Below are 20091 nucleotides of genomic sequence, written 5' to 3' on the forward strand. Positions count from 1 at the left end.
TCGAGAGACAGCCCATGACGACGACCACCATCGACGGCCGCACCCTCACCGCCGCGGACGTGCTCGCCGTCGCCCGGCCGGACGCGGCGGGCCTCCGCGCCGAGGCGGTGCTCGACGAGGGCGCGCGCAGGAGCCTCGTCGGCGCGCGGGACTACATCGACGCGCATTTCATGACCGACGACGCGCCGCTGATGTACTCGTTCAACACCGGCGTCGGCCTGTTCAAGGACCAGCGCGTGCGCATGGACGAGATGCAGGCCTACCAGCGGCTGACCGTCTACGCCCACGCCACCGGGATGGGCGAGCCGTTCGACGCGGAGGCGGTGCGCGCCACCATGCTGCTGCGCGCCAACGCCTTCGCGTCGAACTTCTCCGGGCCGCGCGTCGCGGTCGTCGACCGCCTGCTCGCCTGCCTGAACGCCGGGATCGTGCCGGTGATCCCGTCGAAGGGCTCGGTCGGGGCGTCGGGCGACCTCGCGCCGCTGGCGCACCTGGCCGGCGCGATCTGCGGGTTCGAGGAGGCCGAGGCGTTCTACGAGGGACGCCGCCTGCCGGCCCGCGCGGCGCTGAAGGCGGCGGGCCTGCCCGAGGCGTTTCCGCTGGAGGCCAAGGACGCCTCGGCGCTGATCAACGGCTCCACCGTGTCGCTCGCCGTCGGCGTGCTGGCGCTGGAGGACATGAAGCGGGTCCTCAAGGCCGCCGAGATCGCCCTCGCCCTGACGCTCGAGGCCCTGCGTGCGGAGAAGGCCGCCTTCGATCCCCGCGTCCACGCCGCCCGCCCGCACAAGGGCCAGGCGGCCTCGGCCCGCAACGTCCTGCGGATGATCGGCGATTCCGAGCGCTGCACGGAGGGCGCCCGCGTCACGGTGTTCCCCGACGAGGCCCGCGCCCCCGGCCAGGCCCCGCCGCCGCGGGTGCAGGACGTGTACTCGCTGCGCTGCGCGCCGCAGGTGCACGGGCCGGTGCGCGAGGCGCTGGCCTACGTCGACGGCATCATGGGCACCGAGATCAACGCGGCCACCGACAACCCGCTGATCTTCGCCGACGGGGCCGACCACTATACCTGCATCTCGGCCGGGCACTTCCACGGCGCCTACGTCGCGCAGGCGATGGACCTGCTCGCCATCACCGCCACCGACCTCGGCTCGATCTCGGAGCGGCGGCTCGCGCGCCTCATCGACCCGACCATGAGCTACGGCCTGCCGCGCAACCTGCTCGCCGGCAAGAAGGGCCTCAACACCGGCTTCGCCACCGTGCAGTGCACGATGTCGGCCCTGGTGATGGAGAACCGGACCCTGTCGATGCCCGGCTCGGTCGACTCGATCCCCGGCAAGTCGAACGCCGAGGACCACGTCTCGAACTCGACCTGGTGCGCGCGCAAGGCCCGCACCGTCGTCGCCAACGTCGAGACCATCGTCGCCGGCGAGATCCTGATGGCGTGCCAGGCGCTCTCGCTGGTCGCCGACGTCGCTCGGGACCATCCCCTCGGCTCCGGCACGCAGGCCGCCCTCGACGCGGTGCGCAAGGTCATCGCCCCGGCGCTGTCGGGCGACCGCTGGTACCAGGCCGAGATGGAGGCCGCGCTCGCGCTGGTGCGCTCGGGGGCGGTGGTCGCGGCGGTGGAGGCCGCGATCGGCCCGCTGGAATAGGCGCGGCGCCCCTTACCGCACCGGCGCCACAATCCGGTGGCTGGATCGTGCGGGCACGAGGGGGGATCCGATGATGCGGCCCGCGCTCCGCTTGTCCTGCCTGACGCTCGCGACGGGCCTCGCCTTCGCGGCCGCCGCGGCCCGGGCCGCGACCACGCCCGAGGCCGACGCCGCCTTCCTCGACGCCGTGACCTGGGGCGTCTCGCCGGCCAGCCACGCGGAGCTCCGCGCCAAGGGCCGCGTGCGCTGGCTCCAAGAGCAGCTCCATCCGCCGGCAGGCCCAGCCCTGCCGGAGGCCGCCCAGGCGCAGGTCGACGCGCTGACGCCGAAGGGCACGCTGCTCGAGCGGATCTCCGCCCTCGACGCGCAGGCGCGGGCGGCCAGCGCCGAGCCCGACCCGGATGCGAAGAAGGCCGCGCAGCAGGCCTACCAGGGGGCGCTCTCGGCCGTCGCCCGGGACGCCGCCGCGGCCACGATCCTGCGGGCGCTCGACAGCCCGGACCAGGTGCGCGAGCGGCTGACTTGGTTCTGGCTCAACCGCTTCAACGTCCACCAGGGCAAGGCGAACCTGCGCGCCATGGTCGGCGACTACGTCGACGCGGCGATCCGCCGGCACGCGCTCGGCCGCTTCCGCGACCTGCTGGAGGCGACGCTGCGGCACCCGGCGATGCTGCGCTATCTCGACAATGCCGACAACGCCGCCGGCCACCTCAACGAGAACTACGCCCGCGAGCTGATGGAGCTGCACACCCTCGGGGTCGGCTCCGGCTACACGCAGGGCGACGTCGAGGCGCTGGCCCGCATCCTTACCGGCGTCGGCATCGACGCCCGCCCCGAGGACCCGAAGCTGAAGCCGGAGCGCCAAGCCGACCTCGTCCGCGCCGGCCTGTTCGAATTCAACCCGAACCGCCACGATTACGGCGACAAGGTCTTCCTCGGCCACGCGATCCGCGGCCGCGGCTGGCCCGAGATCGTCGAGGCGCTCGACCTGATCGCCCGCGAGCCCGCCACCGCGCGAACCGTGTCGGCCGCGCTCGCGCGCTACTTCCTGGGCGCCCCGCCCTCGGACGCCCTGGTGGCGCGGCTGGCGCAGGTCTTCACCCAAAGCGACGGCGACATCGCGGCCGTGCTCGACGCGCTGTTCCACGCGCCCGACTTCGCGGCCTCCCTCGGGGACGGGTTCAAGGACCCGGCCCGCTACGTGCTCTCGGCCGTGCGCCTCGCCTACGACGGGCGGACGATCCGCAACGCCGCGCCGATCCAGGGCTGGCTCAACCGCCTCGGCGAGGGCCTGTTCAACCGCTCGACGCCGGACGGCTACCCGCTCGGCGCCGCCGCCTGGAACGGGCCGGGACAGATGACGACGCGCTTCGAGATCGCCCGGCAGATCGGGTCGGGCTCCGCCGGCCTGTTCAAGCCCGCCCCCGACATGGCCGACGAGCCGGCCTTCCCGCTGCTGCAGAACGGGCTCTACTTCTCGACGCTCTCGGCGACCCTGAGCGCCCCGACCCGGGACGCCCTGGCCCGCGCCGTCTCCCCGCAGGACTGGAACACCCTGTTCCTGTCCGCCCCCGAATTCATGCGCTGAAGGCCGCCCATGGACCCGCGCGACCCGCCCCGCCGCGCGCTGATCCGAGCCTCCCTCGCGCTCGGCCTGTCCACCGTCGCCGGCCGGGTCTGGGCCGCGCCGAAGGCGGATGCGCGCCTGCTCGTGGTGTTCCTGCGCGGCGCCTACGACGCGGCCAACGTCGTGATCCCGACGGGCAGCGACTTCTACTACCGCGCCCGGCCGACCCTCGCGGTCGCCCGACCGGATGCGGCCGACCCGGCGGCGGCGCTGGCGCTCGACGCCGACTGGAGCCTCCACCCGAGCTTGCGCGACACGATCCTGCCGCTCTACGCCCGGGGGCAGGCCGCCTTCGTGCCGTTCGCCGGCACCGACGACCTCACGCGCAGCCATTTCGAGACCCAGGACACGATCGAGCTCGGGCAGACGGTCGGCGCCTCCCGCGACTACAATTCGGGCTTCATGGCCCGGCTCGCCGCGGAGCTGACGCGGACGCGCCCGATCGCCTTCACCGAGCAGATCCCGCTGATCTTCCGCGGCACCGAGACGGTGCCCAACATCGCGATCAACGAGGTCGCCAAGCCCGGGATCGACGCGCGCCAGGCCGGGCTGATCACGGCGATGTACCGCGACACCCCGCTGGCCGCTTCGGTGGCCGAGGGGTTCCGCGTGCGCGACGCGGTCTACCAGTCGGTCTCGGAGCATCAGGCCGAGGCCGACCGCGGCGCCGTCTCGCCGAAGGGCTTCGCGCGCTCGGCCCGGCGCATCGGCCGGCTGATGCGCGAGTCGTTCAACCTCGGCTTCGTCGACGTCGGCGGCTGGGACACGCACGTGAACCAGGGCGCCGCCACCGGCTACCTCGCCGACCGGATCGGCGAGCTCGGCCGCGGGCTGGCCGGCTTCGTCGAGGAGGTCGGCCCCGCCTGGAACGACACGGTGGTGGTCGTGCTCTCCGAGTTCGGCCGCACCTTCCGCGAGAACGGCAACCGCGGCACCGATCACGGGCACGGCAGCGTCTACTGGGTGCTGGGCGGTGCCGTGCGCGGCGGCCGCATCGCCGGGCCGCAGGTGCGGGCCGACGAGGCGCACCTGTTCCAGAACCGCGACCATCCCGTGCTCACCGACTACCGCAGCCTGCTCGCCGGGCTGCTGCGACGCCTCTACGGGCTCGATCCGGCGAGCCTCCGGCGGGTCTTCGCGGATGCGGCGCCGGCCGACCTCGGGCTGGTCTGATCGGCCGACCGCTCCCGTGCCGCGAGGAACCCGCGCACCGTCCCGAGCAGCACCCGGGTCCCGGCCTCGATGTCGGGCAGGCTGGCGAACTCGGCCGGGTTGTGGCTGATGCCGCCGCGGCAGCGCACGAACACCATGGCGATCGGCGCGATCGCCGCCACCGCCATGCCGTCGTGGCCGGCCCCGCTCGGCAGCGCCAGGACGGGATGGCCCTCGGCGACGATCGCCGCCTCGACCAGGGCCGTCATCCCGGGGTCGCAGGGGACGGCTTCCGCCTCGTGCAGGAGGGCGATGCCGAAGCCGAGCCGGCGCCGGAGCGCGATGCGCTTGCAGGCGAGGTCGATGTCGGCGAGCGCGGCGTGCCGCTGCGCGTCGTCGGGCGCCCGCAGGTCCAAGCTGAACTTGGCCTGGCCCGGGATGGTGTTGACCGCCCCCGGCAGCGCCTGGATGCGCCCGACCGTGCCGACGAGGTGCTCCTCGCCGCGGCAGCGCGCCTCGATCGCCAGGATGCATTCGGCGGCGCCCGCGAGCGCGTCGCGGCGCTCGGTCATCGCGACGGTGCCGGCGTGCCCCGCCTCCCCCGACAGCGTGATCTCCAGGCGGCTCGCCCCGCTGATCGCGGTGACGAGGCCGACCGGCAGGCCCTCGCGCTCCAGCATCGGCCCCTGCTCGATGTGGAGCTCGACGTAGCCGAGGATCTGATCCGGCGTGCGGGCGGCGGTCGGGACGGCCTTCGGGTCGAGGCCGTATTCGCGCATCGCGGCGGCCAGCGTCGTGCCGGCGGCATCGAGGGTGCGCAGCGCCGCCGGGTCGAGATGGCCGGCGAACGCCCGGCTGCCGGTCAGCGTCGCGGCGAAGCGCACGCCCTCCTCGTCGGCGAAGCCCACCACCTCGATCGCGACCGGCGGCGGTCCTTGGCGCAGCACGGCCTCGACGCAGCTGATGCCGGCGACGACGCCGAGCGGCCCGTCGTAGCAGCCGGCGTTGCGCACGGTGTCGAGGTGCGAGCCGATCACCAGGGCCGGCCCGCCGGGCTCGTGGCCCTCGACGCGGCCGATCAGGTTGCCGACGGCGTCGCGGCGCACCTGCAACCCGGCCTCGCCCATCCAGCCGGCGACCAGGGCCTCGGCCCGCGCCTGCTCGGGGGTGAGGTAGAGGCGGGTGATCGCGCCGGGCTCGGCGCTGATCTGGGCCAGCGCGTCGAGCCGCTGCTGGATGCGGGGGGCGAAGGCGTCCACGGATCAGGCCTTCGGCGCGTTGGCGAGCGTCAGCACCGTCTGCAGCAGCACGTCGGCGCCGGCGGCGCAGTCGGACGGGGTCGCCGATTCCGACTCGTTGTGGCTGACGCCGTCCTTGCACGGCACGAAGATCATCGCGGTCGGGACGCGGGCCGCGAGGTTGCAGGCGTCGTGCCCGGCGCCCGAGACCATGCGGCGGCGGCTCAGGCCCAGCCCCTCGGCGGCGGCATCGACCGCCGCGATCACGCCCGCGTCGAACGGCACCGGCTCCTTGCGCCAGATCCGCGCGAGGTCGATGGCGAGCTTGCGCCGGTCCGCGATCGCGGGAAGGCTCGCGCGCAGCTCCGCCTCGATCGCGTCGAGGACCTCCGGCTTCGGGTCGCGCACGTCGAGGGTGAAGCGCACCAGCCCCGGCACCACGTTGCGGGAGGGCGCGCCGATCACGGCCTCGCCGATGGTGGCGACGGCGGTGGGCGCGTGCGCCAGCGCGATCCGCTCGACCGCGAGCGCGACCTCCGCGAGCCCGAGCAGCGCGTCGCGGCGGCGCGGCATCGGCGTGGTGCCGGCATGCGCCTCGAAGCCGGTGATCGTGCCGTCGAACCAGGCGATGCCCTGCCCGCCCTCGACCACGCCGATGGTCCGGCCCTCGGCTTCCAGGATCGGGCCCTGCTCGATGTGCAGCTCGACGAAGGCGCCGATCTTCCGGTCGCCCACGGTGTCGGTCCCGCGGTAGCCGATCGCGTCGAGCGCCGCGCCGACGCTGATGCCGGCCGCGTCGGTCTTCTCCAGGATCTCGTCGGTGGTGAAATCGCCGGCGTAAGCCGCCGACGCCATCATCGCGGGGGCGAAGCGCGAGCCCTCCTCGTTGGTCCAGTTGACCAGCAGAAGCGGCGCCTCGGTCTCGATGCCGGCGTCGTTCAGGGCGCGCATCGCCTCCAGCCCGGCCAGCACGCCGAGGATGCCGTCGAACTTGCCGCCGGTCGGCTGGGTGTCGAGATGCGAGCCGAAGGCCACCGGCGGGCGCGCCGCGTCGCGCCCGGGCCGCAGGGCGTACTGGGTGCCGAGGGCGTCGACCCGCACCTCGAGCCCCGCCGCCGTGCAGGCGTCCCGGAACCAGTCGCGGACCGCGCCGTCCTCGGGCGACAGGGTGAGGCGGTTCAGGCCGCCGGCCGGCGTCGCGCCGAACCGCGCCGTCTCCTGGATCGTCTCCCACAGGCGCGAGCCGTCGATGCGCAGGTTGTGGGTCTTTGCCGTGCCGGCCATCCTGGCCTCCGTCGTCGCGTGTGTGTCTCGTGTCACGATGCCGACGTGACGGCCCGGCGGCCGGCAAGGATCGTGCCCGGCCAGGTTCCGCAGGCCCGCCCAGTCCCCGCAGGCGCGTCAGGCCCCGCAGGCGCGGCTCACGGCGCCGGGCGGCGCACCGGCGAGGCGCCGAGCAGCGCGTTCCCGTCGACGCCGAGCGCGGCGGCGATCTCGGCCAGCGCCACCGCCTCGATGCCGCTGATCCCGTCCTGGTCGGCGACGTCGGCCGCGATCAGGAAGACGTTCTCGCGCTGCGCCTGCGGCCGGTCGGCGAGCGCGGCGGCGTGGCGCAGGTTCTCGGCCCGGCCCGCCCGCGTCCGGGCGCGGGCGATCCCGTCGTAGAGCTCGGCCTCCAGCATCAGGGTGTCGTAGCCCTTCTCAAGGATCGGGTTGGCCCTGAGGCCGGCCAGCGCCGTCTCGAACTCGGTGCCGGCCACCTCCCCGTCGGCGACGATGACGTTGGCGGCGGCCGAGACCGCCGCCAGCATCAGCGCCTTGTCGCCGGCATAGGCGGTCACCGCCTGGGTCAGGCGGCCGAAGATGTCTTTCAGGATGCTCATGGGAACCGGGTCGTTGAGGGGCGCCGATGCGTCGGGGGAGATAACAGAACCCGGGCGGTCCGTGTTGCGCCGATGCCCCCGCGGCGAACGGACATGCTTGGGAAATACGCGGGCGCGATGATGGCCCGTCGTCCGGCCTCTCGGTCCGGATGCCGGCCGACCGTCGGGCCGGGCGTGCCTACCCCCAACGGGCGCGCCCGGCCCGCATGGTCCGGCCTCATCGGGGCTTCGGCGACGCGGTCTCGTCGGCCAGGGCGTCGACCACCGCTCCGAGGCTCGCGCGGTCCGACGATCCGGCCGCGCGCGCCGCCGCGTACGCGGCGAGCTGCCGGTCGGCCCCCGTGCCGTGCCGGACGATGGTGCGGGCGCGCTCGCAGGCGGCCCGGCAATCGAGGGCGTCGGCATCCTCCGCGAGGCGCGCGAGCAGCCCCTCGACGATCTCGGCCATCGGCACCGCCCGCTCCCGCGTGGCGTCGATCAGCTCGGCCCGCACCCCGTCGCGCTCGGCCCGCCACAGGTTCTCCATCGCGAAGCCGCGCGCCGCCCCGGTGAGGCCGGCATTCACGCCGGGATCGCGGTCGAGCAGGCGCACGAGGCAGCGGAACAGGGCGGCGATGCAGAGCCCGTCCTCGACCTCGGAGCAGCTGTCGGCGATGCGCAGTTCCAGCGTCGGGTACTTCACCGACGCGCGCAGGTGCCACCACAGGAAGCTCGCATCCGCGATCGCGCCCGAGGCGGTCATCACCCGGACGTAGCGGTCGTAGTCGGCGGCGTCCGCGAACAGCTCCGGCAGGCCGGTGCGCGGCAGCTCGGCATAGGCCCTGAGCCGGTAGCCGGCGAGCCCGGTCCGCTGCCCCTCCCAGAACGGCGAGGAGACCGAGAGCGCGAGCAGGATCGGCAGGAACGGCATCAGCCGGTTCTGCAGGTCGAGGCGCGCGTCGGGACGCGGCACCTCGACGTGGACGTGGAGCCCGCAGACCACCGAGCGCCGCCCGACGATCTGCAGGTCGTCGATGATCCCGCGGTAGCGCTCGGCCGGCGTCGTCGATTGCCGCCGCCACGTCGCGGCCGGGTGGGTGCCGGCGGCGAAGACGCGCAACCCGTGCTCCCGCCCGATCGTCGCGAGGTCGGCCCGCATCGCGATCAGGCGCGCGCGCGTCTCCGCGATGCTGTCGGAGGGCGGGGTGCAGGTCTCGACCTGGCTCTCCAGCATCTCCCGCTCGGCCGATTCCATCCGCGCCTGGACGGCGGCATGGAAGGCCCTCACCCGGCCGCGAGACGTCTTGCGGGGGGTGTTGCGGGTCTCGGCGTCGGCAAGGAAGAACTCCTCCTCCATGCCGAACCTGTAGACGTGAGCCATGCCGCCTCCCCCCGCGCCGTCCGCGAGGGGTCTACGCGCCGACGGGCGCCCGGTTCAGCGCCAGAACGGCTTGAGGTCGGCCAGCGTGCCGTGGGCCTCGGCCGCGCCCGCGAGCAGTTCGTCCGCCTTCGCCTCCGAATCGGCGGTGGCGAGGCCCGCCGCGAACAGCGCCTGGCCGTCGAGCGCGTCCGAGGCGGGCCCGGACGCATCGGCGAGTCCGGCCATCACCGCATGCGCGGTGGCGAGGTCGTTGAGGCCGCCGAGGTGGTCCTGCAGGTCGGAGAGGGCGGCTGCGAACGCCTTGTGGCGCCGGCGCGCCTTCCGGCCGCCATAGAGGCCGGCGAAAAACTCGGCGCCGTAGCGCAGCTTCTTGCCGGCGATGCGGACGCGATGACGCGCCTCGGGATCGAGCCGCTCGATGTGGCGGCCGCGCTTGGCGATCCGCCGGCGCAGGCGCTCCAGCACCTCCGTGGCGAGGTCGCGGGCGGGCGCGTCGCGGAGCTTGCCCACGCCCTCCCGCCACGGGCCGGCCTCGATCCAGGCCAGGAGGTCGAGGAGCAGGCTGCGCCATTCGGGCGAGGTCAGGATCGCGCCGACGGCGTCGTGCGCCCGGTCGCGCTCGGTCTCCAGGCGCTCGCGCAGGCCGGCGAGCCCCGGCTCGTCCGGGCGCCGGGCGATCTCGTCGGGCAGGGTGGTCTCGAGGAAGACGTCGAGGTTGCGCGCCCGGCCGAACGGCTCGGTGACGCGCTTGATCTCGTCGCCGAGCGTGGCCGCCCGGGCGTCGCCCGCCAGCATCGGCCTGAACAGCCACAGCGCGGTGCGCAGCCGCCGCAGCGCCACCCGCATCTGGTGCAGCGCCTCCGGGTCGCGGGCGTGGCCCCAGACGTCCTCGTTGAGGCGCAGGTGCCGCAGGCACCCGAGCGCGATGTGGCGGAAGGCCTCGCCGCCGGTCGCGTCCTTCGGCAACGGCGCCATGTCGGACTTGCTCGGCCGCGCGGCCTTGCCGTCGCGCAGCGCGAACCCGCGGGCGCTCTTCGACAGCACGCCGATCCGCAGCGGCACCGTCTCGGCGAGCGCCTGGGCCAGCGCGAACAGGTCGGCCGGATCGCCGGATTCAAGCTCCAGCTCGAGCTCGCACAGCGGGGCATCGCCCCGGTCGGTCTCGACCCGGCCCTCGTCGAGGGTCGCCGCGATCCGCGAGGCGCCGTAGGTCACGGGCCGGACCGAGCGCATCACCACGGTGCGGAACTGGGCCGCCAGGTCCGGCGCCTCGGCCTTCGCGAGGAGATCGGCCACCGGCGTGTCGGCGAAGGCCGCCGGCTCCGGCGCCTCGCCGGCGACCGGGCTCTCCCATTCCGCCCGGTCGAACAGCCCGGCCGCGCCGGAGCCCGCCTTGACGGTCTGCACGAAGGCCTCGCCCGTCCGGCGCACCCGCAAGGTCAGGTCGGCCTCGCGGAGCGCGCCGTCGGCGGTGTCGAAATAGGTCGCCGCGAGGAGCTTCGGCTCGGATGCGGCCCCGTCGGCCTGCCCCTGCAGCAGCGGATGGGCACCGAGTGCGGCGAGGTCTGGGCCCGTGCATTCCAGCTTCAGCTCGATCTCCCGCGGCGTGTCCATGAAGCGTTCGTCCGTCCGTTCCGGGCCGCAGCCCCTGTCACCGCGAGAACGCATCGGAGCCACCTCCGATCCGTCCGGATCGCCCGCCATGTAGCACGCGCAGGGCGGCGGTGGCGCCCTCGGCCGCATCCGCAAAGTTTGCCCTTTGCGCGACCGACGCTTCGTGCAAAAGCTTGGCGCAAGAGCGTGTTGTGCACAATCGACCCGACCGTCTCGCGGGTCCCGCCGCATCCGGGCGGGGCCTCGGCTCGATGCCGAGCCGGCGGTCGCGTCGCGGATTGGGCTGCGCGTCGTCCTCGTTCACGGGAACGGTGCGCGTGTTCGGTGCGTCTCCCGGCCATGCCCCCGAACGACCGCCATCCGGGGCGGGCGCGCGGCGGCGACGGTTCGGAGGCACGCCCGGTCGGGACGGTGACGATAAGCGATGAAGACACTCCTCGTCGGCGTGATCGGACATGTCGATCACGGCAAGACCGCGCTGGTGCGGGCGCTCACCGGCATCGAGACCGACCGGCTGAAGGAAGAGAAGGCCCGCGGCGTCTCGATCGTGCCGGGCTTCGCCCTCCTCGCGCCCGAGGGACGCGACGGGGAGATCGACCTCGTCGACCTGCCCGGCCACGAGCGCTTCGTCCGCGCGATGATCTCGGGCGCCACCGGCATGGGGGCGGTGCTGCTGGCGGTCGACGCCAACGAGGGCATCAAGCCCCAGACGATCGAGCACCTGGAGATCGCCCGGCTGATCGGCGTCCGCCGCGGCGTCGTCGCGCTTACGAAATCCGACCTCGTCGCGCCCGACGCCCTCGCCGAGCGGGCGGCCGAGGTCGCGGCGGTGGCCGCGCGGGCGGGCCTCGAGGCGCCTGCCGTCGTCGCGACCTCGACGCTGACCGGCGCCGGCCTTCCCGCCCTGTCCGAGGCGCTGGCGGCCCTCCTCGACGCGAGCCCGCCGCGGGCCGACGACGGCTTCCCCTACCTGCCGGTCGACCGGGTGTTCTCGCGGGCCGGCTTCGGCACGGTGGTCACCGGCACGCTCCGGCGCGGGCGCCTTTCCGTCGGCGACGCGGTCGCGATCGTGCCGGGCGGGCCGACGGCGACGGTGCGCGGGCTGCAGATCCACGGCCGCGCCGTCGCGACGGCCGAGCCCGGCCGCCGGACGGCGGTGGCCCTGCGCGGCGTCGGCCTGTCCGACCTGAGCCGGGGGCAGGCGCTCGCGCCGCCGGACCTCCTGGTGCCGTCGCGCTGGCTCGACGTGTCGCTCACCGCGAGCCCGGGCGGCGATCCGCTCCCCGGCGGCACGGCCCTGCGCCTGCTGTTCGGCACCAGCGAGGTCGCGGCCCGCCTGCGCCTCCTCGATCGCGACGCGCTGGAGCCCGGCGCGACGGCGCCGGCGCAGCTCCATCTCGACGCGGCGGTCACCGTGCCGGCGCGCGAGCCGTTCATCCTGCGCCGCGACTCGCCGGCGATCACGGTGGCCGGCGGCCGGGTGCTCGATCCCGACAGCCGCCGCCGCAAGCGTCACGACCCGCGCGTGCTCGCCGACCTCGCCGGGCTCGCCGGCGGCGGGCCGGCCGAGGCGCTGGCGATCCGCCTCGCGCAGGCCGGCGCGGCCGGCGCCGGCCTGCGCGACCTCGCCCGCGTCAGCGGCACGGCGCCGGACCGGGTGCGGGCGCTGCTGCCGGCGCTCGGCGCCCGCGAGGTCGGCGAGCGCATCCTCGGCGGCCCGGCCTTCGCGAGCCTTCGCGACGCGATCCTGGCGGTGCTCGCCGGCCACCATCGCGACCAGCCGATGGAGCACGGGCTGCCGGCCGAGCGCATCGTCAAGGCGCTCGGCCTCGCCGAGCCGGTCGCCGCCGCGGCCCTGCGCGACCTCGTCGCCACCGGCGACGTCGCGCAAGGCGGCGCCCTCTTCCGCCGCGCGGCGTTCAACCCGGCCCGTAACGAGAGCGAGGTCGCCCGGCGCCTGGAAGCCGTGTTCCGCCAGGCCGGGCTCAACCCGCCCGACGAGGCGGAGGCGATCGGGCGCGACGTGCGCCGCCGCGAGGCGCTGACCTACCTCGTCGGCGCCGGCACGGTGATCCGCGCCGTCGACCGGGTGCAGCGCCGCGCCGTGCTGTTCCACAAGGCGGCGGTGGAGGAGGCCCGGGCCAAGCTCCGCACCGCCTTCCCCGGGGCGACCCAGCCCGAATCCGGCTTCCTCGCCCGCGAGGCGGGGGCGGCCTTGGGCATCTCGCGAAAATTCTCGATCCCGCTGCTCGAGCACCTCGACGCCACCGGCTTCACCCGCCGGGCCGGCGACCGGCGGGTGATCGTCGGGTAGACCTTCGCGGAGGCCGCCGTCTCAGCTGGCGATCGGAAGCGGCTGCGCGGCGGCGGCTCCGGCGATCGCGTCGGCGAGGTAGGCGGTGTCCTGCGCGATGCCGGAGAAGCGCCCCGATCCCCAGGTCCAGAGCCAGGGCATGCCGACGACGTAGAGCCCGTCCTGGGCGGTGACGCCGCGGCGGTGCACCGGCAGGCCGCGGCCGTCGAGGATGTCGGCCTCGACGAAGGCGAAATCGGCACGGAACCCCGTCGCCCAGATCACGCTGCGGATTCCGGCCGTCGCGAGGTCGAGCACGGGCTCGAACGGGCCGGGCTGCCAGACGGGGGCGTAGTGCGCCTCCTCCGGGGCCGCGATGCCGGCTGCCGCGATGTGCCGGTCGATGGCGGCCTGGATGCCGATATGGACCGCGTCCGCCCCGTCGAGGTTCTTCGCAAGATCGTCGGCGAAGGCGAGGCGGGGGCCGTCGATTCCCGTCAGCCGCCCGTGCAGGCGCATGCCTTCCCGGGCGAAGCGGCGCAGGTCGATGTCGCGCCCGCCGTCGCGGCCGGTGAGGTAGTGGTTGGCCTTGCGCCGGACCTCGTCCTTCAGCGGATGCTTCTCGACCGTGAGGTCGTACTGGCCCATCTCGGCGAGCCAATCGACGGCGTCGCGCCCGCGGTAGACCCGCGGGCAGCGCGGCGCCGAACCGGTGACGAGATGCACCGTCCGGCCGGCCAGGTGCAGGTCCTCTGCGATCTGGCAGCCGGACTGGCCGGAGCCGACGACGAGCACCACCCCGTCCGGCATCTGCGCCGGGTTGCGGTAGGCCGAGGAATGGACCTGCCGCACCTCCGCCGGCAGGCCCGCGGCCATCGCCGGGATCGCCGGCAGGTGGTAGCCGCTGATCGCCAGCACCACCGCGTCGGCGGTGTGGACCCCCTCCCCCGTGGCGACGGCGAATCCCCCCTCGGGCCGCGGGCGGATCGCCTCGACGCCGACGCCCTCGCGCAGGGGCGCCGCGATGTGGCGGGCATAGGCCTCGATGTAGCCGACGATTTCCTCCCGCCGCATGAAGCCGTGCGGGTCCCGGCCGTCATGGGACGGCCCGTCGTAGGGGAAGTCCGGCAACCGGCACTGCCAGTTCGGGGTGACGAGGCAGAAGCTGTCCCAGCGCTGGGTCCGCCAAGTGTGCGCGATGCGGTTCTTCTCGAAGACCACGTGGCGGATGTCGCGGTTGGCGAGCTGCCGGCTCATCGCGAGCCCGGCCTGGCCGCCGCCGACGACGATCACGGGCCAGTGCGCGGGCGAATGGGTGTCCGGCTCGGGCTGGCGGCTCATGGCGCGTCTCCTGGTCTCTGGCGAAGGCCCGCCCGCGTGCGGGCGGAGCGAACGGTCATTCCTCGCGAACGGTCATTCCTCGAAGGCCTCGACGTGGACGGTGCCCGGCGCCTGCCGGCGCGCGCCCTCCTCGATCCGGGCGAGCTGCGCGAGCGCCCGGCCGCAGGGGAAGCCGTAGCGCTCGCGCACCCGTTCGCTCGCGATCCCGAGCGCGGTGCGGCTCAGCGCGACGAACTCGGCCAGCGGATAGTCCTGGCCGACCGCGAGGTGGTCCTTGATCACCAGGGAGGGCGAGTAGCAGGCCTCGCGGGCGCCGTCGGGCCAGCGGATGTGGAAGCGCATCTCAGGCATGGGACGTCTCCGGGCGCCGGCGCGCGCAGGCGGCGTAGGCCGGCAGGTGCCGCTCGGCGCAGAGCCGCCAGGGATGGGTCTTGGCGATCGCGAGCCCGGCCGGGATCAGGCGCGCCTGGACCTCCGGGTCGAGGGCGGCCTTCATCGCGCGGGCGATCGCGGCGGCGTTGTCGGGATCGACGAACAGGGCGTCGCGGGGCCCGAGATACTCGGTGAACGGCGCGCAGTCGGAGACGATCGCCGGGGTGCCGCTCGCCATCGCCTCGAGCACGCAGAGGCCGAACCCCTCGCTCAGCGACGGGAACACCAGGGCGTCGGCGCGGCGGTAGAGGGCCGGCATGACGGCCTGCGCCACCGGCCCGGTCTCGACCACCGCCTGCCCGGGCCCGACGGCGAGACCCGCCCGCGCCAGCGCGTCCCGGCAGCGGGCCCGGTAATCCGCGTGGTCGAGGAGCGAGGCGCCGCCCGCCACCACGAGCTGCGCCTCCGGGTGCGAGGCCCGGAACACGGCGAACGCCGCGACGATGCCCAGCGTGTTCTTGCGCGCCTCGAAGCCGCCGACGGCGAGCAGCACCGGGCCGGTCCCGAGGCCGAAGCGCGCCGCGACCGCCGCGTCGTCGTCGGCCGGCTCGGGTGCGTAGGCGTCGGTGTCGATCCCGTTGCCGACGATCGTCGCCTCGGCCCCGTAATCGCTCGCGAGCACGCCCTTCCAGCCGGCGCTGACGCAGAGCAGCGCCTGCGCGTCCAGGATCGCTCGGTCCTGCCACTGCGCGAGCTGCGGATCGCTGAACGCGTCGACGTGGTGGACGGTGCGGACGAAGCCCGGGATCAGGCGGCGGCGGGCCAGGGTCGCGAGCGCGTTGCCGCCGATGCCGCAATGGGCGTGGAACAGGTCGAAGTCGCAGGCCGCCGGCGTCGCGAAATGGCGGAGGTAGTCGGCGATCCGCGCCCGGACGAGCTCGACCGTCGTCCCGGCCGCGGGCTTGGCCGCGACCGAGACGGTGGGGCAGCGCGCGGGGCGGAAGAAGCCGCCGCCGGTGGGGTCGGGGGCGTGCACGCTGGCCTCGTGCCCGAGCCCGCACAGCGCTTCCGCCAGCGCCAGGGCATGCACCACGCCGCCGCGCGGGTTGGTCGAATGCGTCAGGATCGCGATGCGCAGCTGCCGCGGCATGGGTTCACGCTCCCTCGCCGCGGGTCGCGCCGCAGCCGATCAGCGGCGAGCTGCCGAAATCCCACACCACCGCCTCCTCCGTCCCGCGCGCCACCCGCGCGACCCGGCTCGCGTCGAGGCTGCCGATCGCGGCGGCCGCGATCCCGCGTTCGGTGAAGCGCCCGACGACCGCGGGCGCCTCGGCGGGGGCGGCCGCGACGAGGTAGCCGAAGCTCGGAAAGGCGGTGAGCCAGCGCTCCAGCGCGACGCCGTCGGGGATCGGGAGCCGGTCGAGGTCGATCCGGCCGCCGACGCCGGAGCATTCCATCAGCATCAGCGCGGTGCCGACGAGCCCGGCCATGCTGATGTCCTTGGCGGCCCGCGCCAGGCCGTCGGCCGCGAGCCCCGCCAGGATCGCGACGTCGCCGCGCAGGCGCTCCGGCGGCGCGCCGGTCGCGGCGTCCCAGTACGGATGGGGCTCGCGGAAGCGCCCGCGCAGGTCGATGCCGGCGATCAGCACGTCCCCCGGGGCGGCGTCGAAGCTGGTGAGCAGGCGCCGGCCGGCCCGGCCGAGGATCGCCACCGCGAGGTGCTCGGCGCCGTTGCGGGTGTTGGTGTGGCCGCCGACCACCGGCACGCCGTAGGCCTCGGCGCCGGCCCGCAGGCCCGCGAGCACCGGGTCGGCGTGGTCCTGGTCGCGGCTCCACAGGGCGTCGACCACCGCGACCGGCGTCCCGCCCATCGCCGCGATGTCGCTGACGTTGACCATCACGCCGCAGAATCCGGCGAAGTACGGGTCGGCGGCGACGAACCCGTCGAGGAAGCCCTCGATCGCCAGCAGGAGGTGCCCGTCGCCGTCGGGGATCGCGGCGCAGTCGTCCCCGGCCGGGACCGCGAGGCCGCGCGCGCCGAGCCGGCCGATCCCGAGCCTCCCGACGACCGCGTCGATGTCGCGCTTGTGCGCCAGCCCGCGGCTTTCGCGGACGGCGCGGGCGATGGCGTCGAGGCTGGGGGGCGCCGTCACGCGGCCGTCGCCGGCCGGCCGCGCGGCAGGGTGACGAGCCCGTGCTCGGGATCGTGCATCGGCGGGTAGTGGGCGAGGTCGGCCCGCATCAGCCGGTGCGGCCGGCCGTGCAGGTCGACCGCGCCGAGGTCGTCCCAGTGCAGGCCGGCGAACAAGGCGGCGTTGCCGGCCTGGACGTGGGCGAGGAAGCGCGTGCAGCCGCGCGCATGGGCCGAGGACACCGCGACCCGGATCAGCCCGGCGCCGAGCGCCCCGACCCGGCGATGCCCGCGCTCGACGGCGAGCCGCGAGCCCCACCACTCGCCGGGCGTCTCCGGCGCCGCATGGATGCGGACGGTGCCGACGACCGCGTCCGGGTCGCCGCCGAGCGTCGACAGGGCGCAGATCGGGATCGCATGCGCGTCGAGCGCATCCGCGTCGCTCCCCGCGAAGAGGCCCTGCTCGGCGCAGAACACCGCGCGGCGCAGGCGCGCGCAGGCGCGCCGCTCCCAGGGGGCGGTGGCGAACTTCACCCGGAACAGCCTCGCGCGATACGGGGCGACCGGCTCGAACATCTCAAGGCCTCCGCTCGTAGGCGGAGAGCGCCGAGCAGGCGCCGCAGCGGCCGCAGCCGGCCTTGATGTCGGCCGAGCGGAGGTCGGCCCGCGCCAGCATCCCGGCCAGCGGCTTCAGGATCGCGTGCATGAAGTCGGGGGACGGGGCCGGGTGGCTTTCCAGCGGCGTGCCCGAGATCGGCACGAACGGCACCACGAACGGGTAGACCCCCAGCGCGACGAGCCGCTCGGCCATCCCGAGGATCGCATCGGGCGCGTCGCCGAGGCCGGCGAGGATGTAGGTCGAGACCTGGCCCCGCCCGAACACCGGCACCGCGGCGGCGAAGGCCTCGAGATAGCGCTCCAGCGGGACGCTCGCCTTGCCGGGCATGATCCGGCTGCGGACCTCCGGCGTCACCGCCTCGAGGTGCATGCCCAGCGCGTCGATGCCCGAGGCCCGCATGCGGGAGAACCAGCGGTCGTCGTCGGGCGGCTCGCACTGCGCCTGGATCGGCAGGTCCACCGCGGCCTTCACCGCGAAGGCGCTCTCGCACAGGACCGCGGCGCCGCGGTCGGTGGCGTTCGGCGTGCCGGTGGTCATCACCATGTGCTTGACGCCGTCGAGCAGCACCGCGGCGCGGGCCACCTCGGCGAGCTGCTGCGGGCTCTTGTGCGCGACCGTGCGGCCGGCCGCCAGCGACTGGCCGATCGCGCAGAACTGGCAGGTCCTCGTGCGGCTCTGGTAGCGGATGCAGGTCTGCAGCACGGTGGTCGCGAGGACGTCGCGCCCGTGCAGCACCGCGATCTTGGAATACGGCACCCCGTCGAAGGTCTGGAGCGCGTAGAAGCGCGGCTTGTCCGGGAAGGTCACCCGCCCGACCACCGCGCCGTCGTGCTCGATCAGGCTGAACCCGTCCGGCCCCGGGCGCTGCACGAGGAAGGGCGATTCGAAGGCGGTGGCGGTGTGGACCGGCACCATCACCGTGCGGCCCGAGATCGTCATCGCCTTGTGGTCGGAGGGGCCGGCCCCGCCGCGCCGGCTCTGGACGCCGGGGCGGCTGTCAGCCAGCCGGACTCCGTAGGATTGCAGCGCGTTGATCAGCCGCTCGGTCGGAAGGCCGGGCGCCGCCGGGCCCGGAGCCGGGGAGGCCGGCGACGGGGCGGTCGAACCGGTCAGGAGCGGGCTGTCCATGGTCTGAACTCCGGGTCGTCGCGGGAAGGCGGTTCGTCGCGGGAGGCGTCGTCGTCACGGGAAGCGCCGGGCGCGCGTCGTGGTTGAGGCTGAGCAGCTCGGGCCGGGCGTAATGGCCGACCGAGTCCATCATCCGCTTGCGCTTGGTCACGAGCGCGAGGTCCATGTCGGCGATCACGAGCCCCTCGCCCGCGCGCAGGGGCTCGGCGAGCAGCCGCCCTTCCGGCGAGACGATCGCCGTGAAGCAGCCGCCGCGCATCGCGCCCCGCAAGCCCTCCTCCGGGCAGGCCTTGGCGATCTGGTCCTCGGAGAGCCATCCGGTGGCGTTGACCACGAAGCAGGCGGCTTCGAGCGCGTGGTGGCGGATGGTCACCTCCATCTGGTCGGCGAAGACCTGGCCGACCAGCGAGCCCGGGAACTGGGCCGCGTGGATCTCCTCGTGCTGGGCCATCAGGCAGTAGCGGGCGAGCGGGTTGTAGTGCTCCCAGCAGGCGAGCGCGCCGACGCGGCCGACGGCGGTGTCGACCACGGCGAGACCCGCCCCGTCGCCCTGCCCCCAGATCATGCGCTCGTGGTAGGTCGGCGTGATCTTGCGGCGCTTGAGCGCCAGGCTGCCGTCGGCGTCGAAGATCAACTGCGCATTGTAGAGCGTGCCGTGGTCGCGCTCGTTGACGCCGAGCACGATCACCATGCCGTGGCGGCGGGCGGCGGCCGAGACCGCCTCGGTGACGGGGCCGGGCACCACGACCGCGTGCGCGTAGAGCCGCAGGTGCTCCGCCCCCTGCATCGCCGGCGGGCTGACGAAGGAGAAGTACGGGTAGTACGGCACGAAGGTCTCGGGGAAGACGACGAAGCGCGCCCCCTTCCCCGCCGCGTCCGCGACCGCGTTCAGCACGCGCTCCAGGGTGTTCTCGGGCCGGTCCAGGTCCGGCGCGATCTGGACCGCGGCGGCCCGGACGATGCGCGGCTCCGCCATTGTCCGCCTCCTCGCTCGTGATGGGTGCCGGCGGCCGGCCGCTCAGACGGTCCAGGTGTCGATGATCACGGCGTTGTCGCGCTTGTGCAGCAGCACGATGTCGAGGACGTCGGTCGGCGCGATCGGGCGGATGCCCTCGATCAGCGAGGGCTCGCCGTGGCCGTAGAGCGCCTGGAGCGCGAAGCGGCAGGCATAGACCTTGCCGCCCTCGGCGATGAACTTCGCGATCTGGTTGTTCATGTTGAGGTGGCCCGGGAACGCCTCGTCGCCGAGCGTCGGGAAGCCGCGCTGGATGCCCAGCGTCACGCCGGGGCCGTAGAGCAGCACCGAGGTGTCGAAGCCCTTGCGCTGGAGGCGCGTGGCCTGGAGCAGGTTCACGAAGCCGATCGAGCCCTCGAACGCGACGGTGTGGAAGGTCACCAGGGCCTTCTGCCCCGGCTCGGCCTTCACGTCCTCGAAGACCTTCTCCTCGTAATCGACGAAGTAATCGCCCTTCTTGTGCTTGTCGGTGCTGACGGCAGGCATCGGCCGCACTCCCTCTTGTGCATCGCGACCTGCGGCGGATCGAATGATCCCGGCCGCAGGTTCAATCGAGGATGGCAATCCCCGTGCCAGCGAGACGCCGACGACGCGCCGTTTCGGCGCCCGGTGCGGGATGCGGTCAATCATGCGGTCAATGGTCGATGCGGCGCGATCGACGTCTGTTTG

17 protein-coding genes are annotated in these 20091 nt (G+C 74.4%); 4 read left to right on the plus strand and 13 right to left on the minus strand.

All coding sequences use genetic code 11. The features are described 5' to 3' along the window. Window positions 1-14 precede the first annotated feature (14 nt). The 3 genes from hutH (at window position 15) to MKK68_RS13475 (ending at window position 4449) form a co-directional block, all read left to right on the plus strand. Window positions 15-1649, plus strand: a complete 1635-nt coding sequence (gene hutH, locus MKK68_RS13465) for a histidine ammonia-lyase (RefSeq protein ID WP_147729044.1) — start codon at window positions 15-17, stop codon at window positions 1647-1649. 70 nt (window positions 1650-1719) lie between these two features. Then, on the plus strand, window positions 1720-3237 hold the full coding sequence (locus MKK68_RS13470; RefSeq protein WP_244030704.1) for a DUF1800 domain-containing protein: 1518 nt from the start codon (window positions 1720-1722) through the stop codon (window positions 3235-3237). A 9-nt stretch (window positions 3238-3246) separates the two neighbouring features. Further along, window positions 3247-4449 (plus strand): DUF1501 domain-containing protein, encoded by a 1203-nt coding sequence (locus MKK68_RS13475; protein ID WP_243938403.1) that lies wholly within the window; start codon window positions 3247-3249, stop codon window positions 4447-4449. Here MKK68_RS13475 and MKK68_RS13480 read toward each other — a convergent pair. The 5 genes from MKK68_RS13480 to MKK68_RS13500 all read right to left on the minus strand — a co-directional run bounded on the left by MKK68_RS13480 (window position 4377) and on the right by MKK68_RS13500 (window position 10523). Continuing rightward, window positions 4377-5687, minus strand: a complete 1311-nt coding sequence (locus MKK68_RS13480) for an allantoate amidohydrolase (protein WP_243945936.1) — start codon at window positions 5685-5687, stop codon at window positions 4377-4379. The genes MKK68_RS13475 and MKK68_RS13480 overlap by 73 nt on opposite strands. 3 nt (window positions 5688-5690) lie before the next feature. After that, complete coding sequence (locus tag MKK68_RS13485; protein WP_147843547.1) at window positions 5691-6950, minus strand: Zn-dependent hydrolase; 1260 nt, start codon at window positions 6948-6950, stop codon at window positions 5691-5693. Between the two features lie 137 nt (window positions 6951-7087). Next, window positions 7088-7549 carry a tellurite resistance TerB family protein gene (locus tag MKK68_RS13490; protein WP_147859830.1) on the minus strand — a complete coding sequence of 154 codons (462 nt, stop codon included), beginning with the start codon at window positions 7547-7549 and terminating at the stop codon, window positions 7088-7090. 217 nt (window positions 7550-7766) lie between these two features. Then, entirely contained in the window at window positions 7767-8909 is a 1143-nt protein-coding gene (locus MKK68_RS13495) for a carboxylate-amine ligase (RefSeq protein WP_243938399.1), read from the minus strand. A gap of 54 nt (window positions 8910-8963) precedes the next feature. Then, window positions 8964-10523, minus strand: a complete 1560-nt coding sequence (locus MKK68_RS13500) for a CYTH and CHAD domain-containing protein (protein ID WP_243945938.1) — start codon at window positions 10521-10523, stop codon at window positions 8964-8966. 424 nt (window positions 10524-10947) lie between these two features. Between MKK68_RS13500 and MKK68_RS13505 the strand changes: the two genes are divergently transcribed. Continuing rightward, window positions 10948-12837, plus strand: a complete 1890-nt coding sequence (locus tag MKK68_RS13505) for a SelB C-terminal domain-containing protein (protein ID WP_244030706.1) — start codon at window positions 10948-10950, stop codon at window positions 12835-12837. 21 nt (window positions 12838-12858) lie between these two features. Here the strand turns inward: MKK68_RS13505 and MKK68_RS13510 are convergent, their stop codons facing one another. The 8 genes from MKK68_RS13510 to MKK68_RS13545 all read right to left on the minus strand — a co-directional run bounded on the left by MKK68_RS13510 (window position 12859) and on the right by MKK68_RS13545 (window position 19908). Then, the gene (locus tag MKK68_RS13510; RefSeq protein WP_244030708.1) at window positions 12859-14157 is read right to left on the minus strand and encodes an MSMEG_0569 family flavin-dependent oxidoreductase; all 1299 of its coding nucleotides are present in this window, start codon (window positions 14155-14157) and stop codon (window positions 12859-12861) included. A 72-nt stretch (window positions 14158-14229) separates the two neighbouring features. Beyond that, the gene (locus tag MKK68_RS13515; protein ID WP_147729117.1) at window positions 14230-14508 is read right to left on the minus strand and encodes an MSMEG_0570 family nitrogen starvation response protein; all 279 of its coding nucleotides are present in this window, start codon (window positions 14506-14508) and stop codon (window positions 14230-14232) included. Continuing rightward, on the minus strand, window positions 14501-15679 hold the full coding sequence (locus tag MKK68_RS13520) for an MSMEG_0565 family glycosyltransferase (RefSeq protein ID WP_244030710.1): 1179 nt from the start codon (window positions 15677-15679) through the stop codon (window positions 14501-14503). The genes MKK68_RS13515 and MKK68_RS13520 overlap by 8 nt, the downstream gene beginning before the upstream one ends. A 4-nt stretch (window positions 15680-15683) precedes the next feature. Continuing rightward, entirely contained in the window at window positions 15684-16682 is a 999-nt protein-coding gene (locus MKK68_RS13525; protein WP_243938511.1) for a sll0787 family AIR synthase-like protein, read from the minus strand. Beyond that, window positions 16679-17236, minus strand: a complete 558-nt coding sequence (locus tag MKK68_RS13530) for an MSMEG_0567/Sll0786 family nitrogen starvation N-acetyltransferase (protein ID WP_244030712.1) — start codon at window positions 17234-17236, stop codon at window positions 16679-16681. The genes MKK68_RS13525 and MKK68_RS13530 overlap by 4 nt, the downstream gene beginning before the upstream one ends. Window position 17237: 1 nt before the next feature. Further along, window positions 17238-18392, minus strand: coding sequence for an MSMEG_0568 family radical SAM protein (locus MKK68_RS13535; protein WP_244030722.1), 1155 nt, complete (start codon window positions 18390-18392; stop codon window positions 17238-17240). Next, window positions 18277-19383 (minus strand): Nit6803 family nitrilase, encoded by a 1107-nt coding sequence (locus tag MKK68_RS13540; protein WP_243938515.1) that lies wholly within the window; start codon window positions 19381-19383, stop codon window positions 18277-18279. The genes MKK68_RS13535 and MKK68_RS13540 overlap by 116 nt, the downstream gene beginning before the upstream one ends. A gap of 42 nt (window positions 19384-19425) precedes the next feature. Beyond that, window positions 19426-19908, minus strand: a complete 483-nt coding sequence (locus tag MKK68_RS13545; protein WP_147729031.1) for an MSMEG_0572/Sll0783 family nitrogen starvation response protein — start codon at window positions 19906-19908, stop codon at window positions 19426-19428. Between the last annotated feature and the right edge of the window lie 183 nt (window positions 19909-20091).

Origin of the sequence: Methylobacterium sp. E-016 (genome assembly GCF_022829745.1) — a bacterium.
In the GTDB taxonomy this organism is placed as follows: domain Bacteria; phylum Pseudomonadota; class Alphaproteobacteria; order Rhizobiales; family Beijerinckiaceae; genus Methylobacterium.

Excerpts from the sequence above, each read along its gene's own strand:
- hutH (WP_147729044.1), top strand. The coding sequence starts at position 15 with ATGACGACGACCACCATCGACGGCCGCACCCTCACCGCCGCGGACGTG.
- MKK68_RS13470 (WP_244030704.1), top strand. The coding sequence starts at position 1,720 with ATGATGCGGCCCGCGCTCCGCTTGTCCTGCCTGACGCTCGCGACGGGC.
- MKK68_RS13475 (WP_243938403.1), top strand. The coding sequence starts at position 3,247 with ATGGACCCGCGCGACCCGCCCCGCCGCGCGCTGATCCGAGCCTCCCTC.
- MKK68_RS13485 (WP_147843547.1), bottom strand. The coding sequence starts at position 6,950 with ATGGCCGGCACGGCAAAGACCCACAACCTGCGCATCGACGGCTCGCGC.
- MKK68_RS13490 (WP_147859830.1), bottom strand. The coding sequence starts at position 7,549 with ATGAGCATCCTGAAAGACATCTTCGGCCGCCTGACCCAGGCGGTGACC.
- MKK68_RS13495 (WP_243938399.1), bottom strand. The coding sequence starts at position 8,909 with ATGGCTCACGTCTACAGGTTCGGCATGGAGGAGGAGTTCTTCCTTGCC.
- MKK68_RS13500 (WP_243945938.1), bottom strand. The coding sequence starts at position 10,523 with ATGGACACGCCGCGGGAGATCGAGCTGAAGCTGGAATGCACGGGCCCA.
- MKK68_RS13505 (WP_244030706.1), top strand. The coding sequence starts at position 10,948 with ATGAAGACACTCCTCGTCGGCGTGATCGGACATGTCGATCACGGCAAG.
- MKK68_RS13510 (WP_244030708.1), bottom strand. The coding sequence starts at position 14,157 with ATGAGCCGCCAGCCCGAGCCGGACACCCATTCGCCCGCGCACTGGCCC.
- MKK68_RS13515 (WP_147729117.1), bottom strand. The coding sequence starts at position 14,508 with ATGCCTGAGATGCGCTTCCACATCCGCTGGCCCGACGGCGCCCGCGAG.
- MKK68_RS13520 (WP_244030710.1), bottom strand. The coding sequence starts at position 15,679 with ATGCCGCGGCAGCTGCGCATCGCGATCCTGACGCATTCGACCAACCCG.
- MKK68_RS13530 (WP_244030712.1), bottom strand. The coding sequence starts at position 17,236 with ATGTTCGAGCCGGTCGCCCCGTATCGCGCGAGGCTGTTCCGGGTGAAG.
- MKK68_RS13540 (WP_243938515.1), bottom strand. The coding sequence starts at position 19,383 with ATGGCGGAGCCGCGCATCGTCCGGGCCGCCGCGGTCCAGATCGCGCCG.
- MKK68_RS13545 (WP_147729031.1), bottom strand. The coding sequence starts at position 19,908 with ATGCCTGCCGTCAGCACCGACAAGCACAAGAAGGGCGATTACTTCGTC.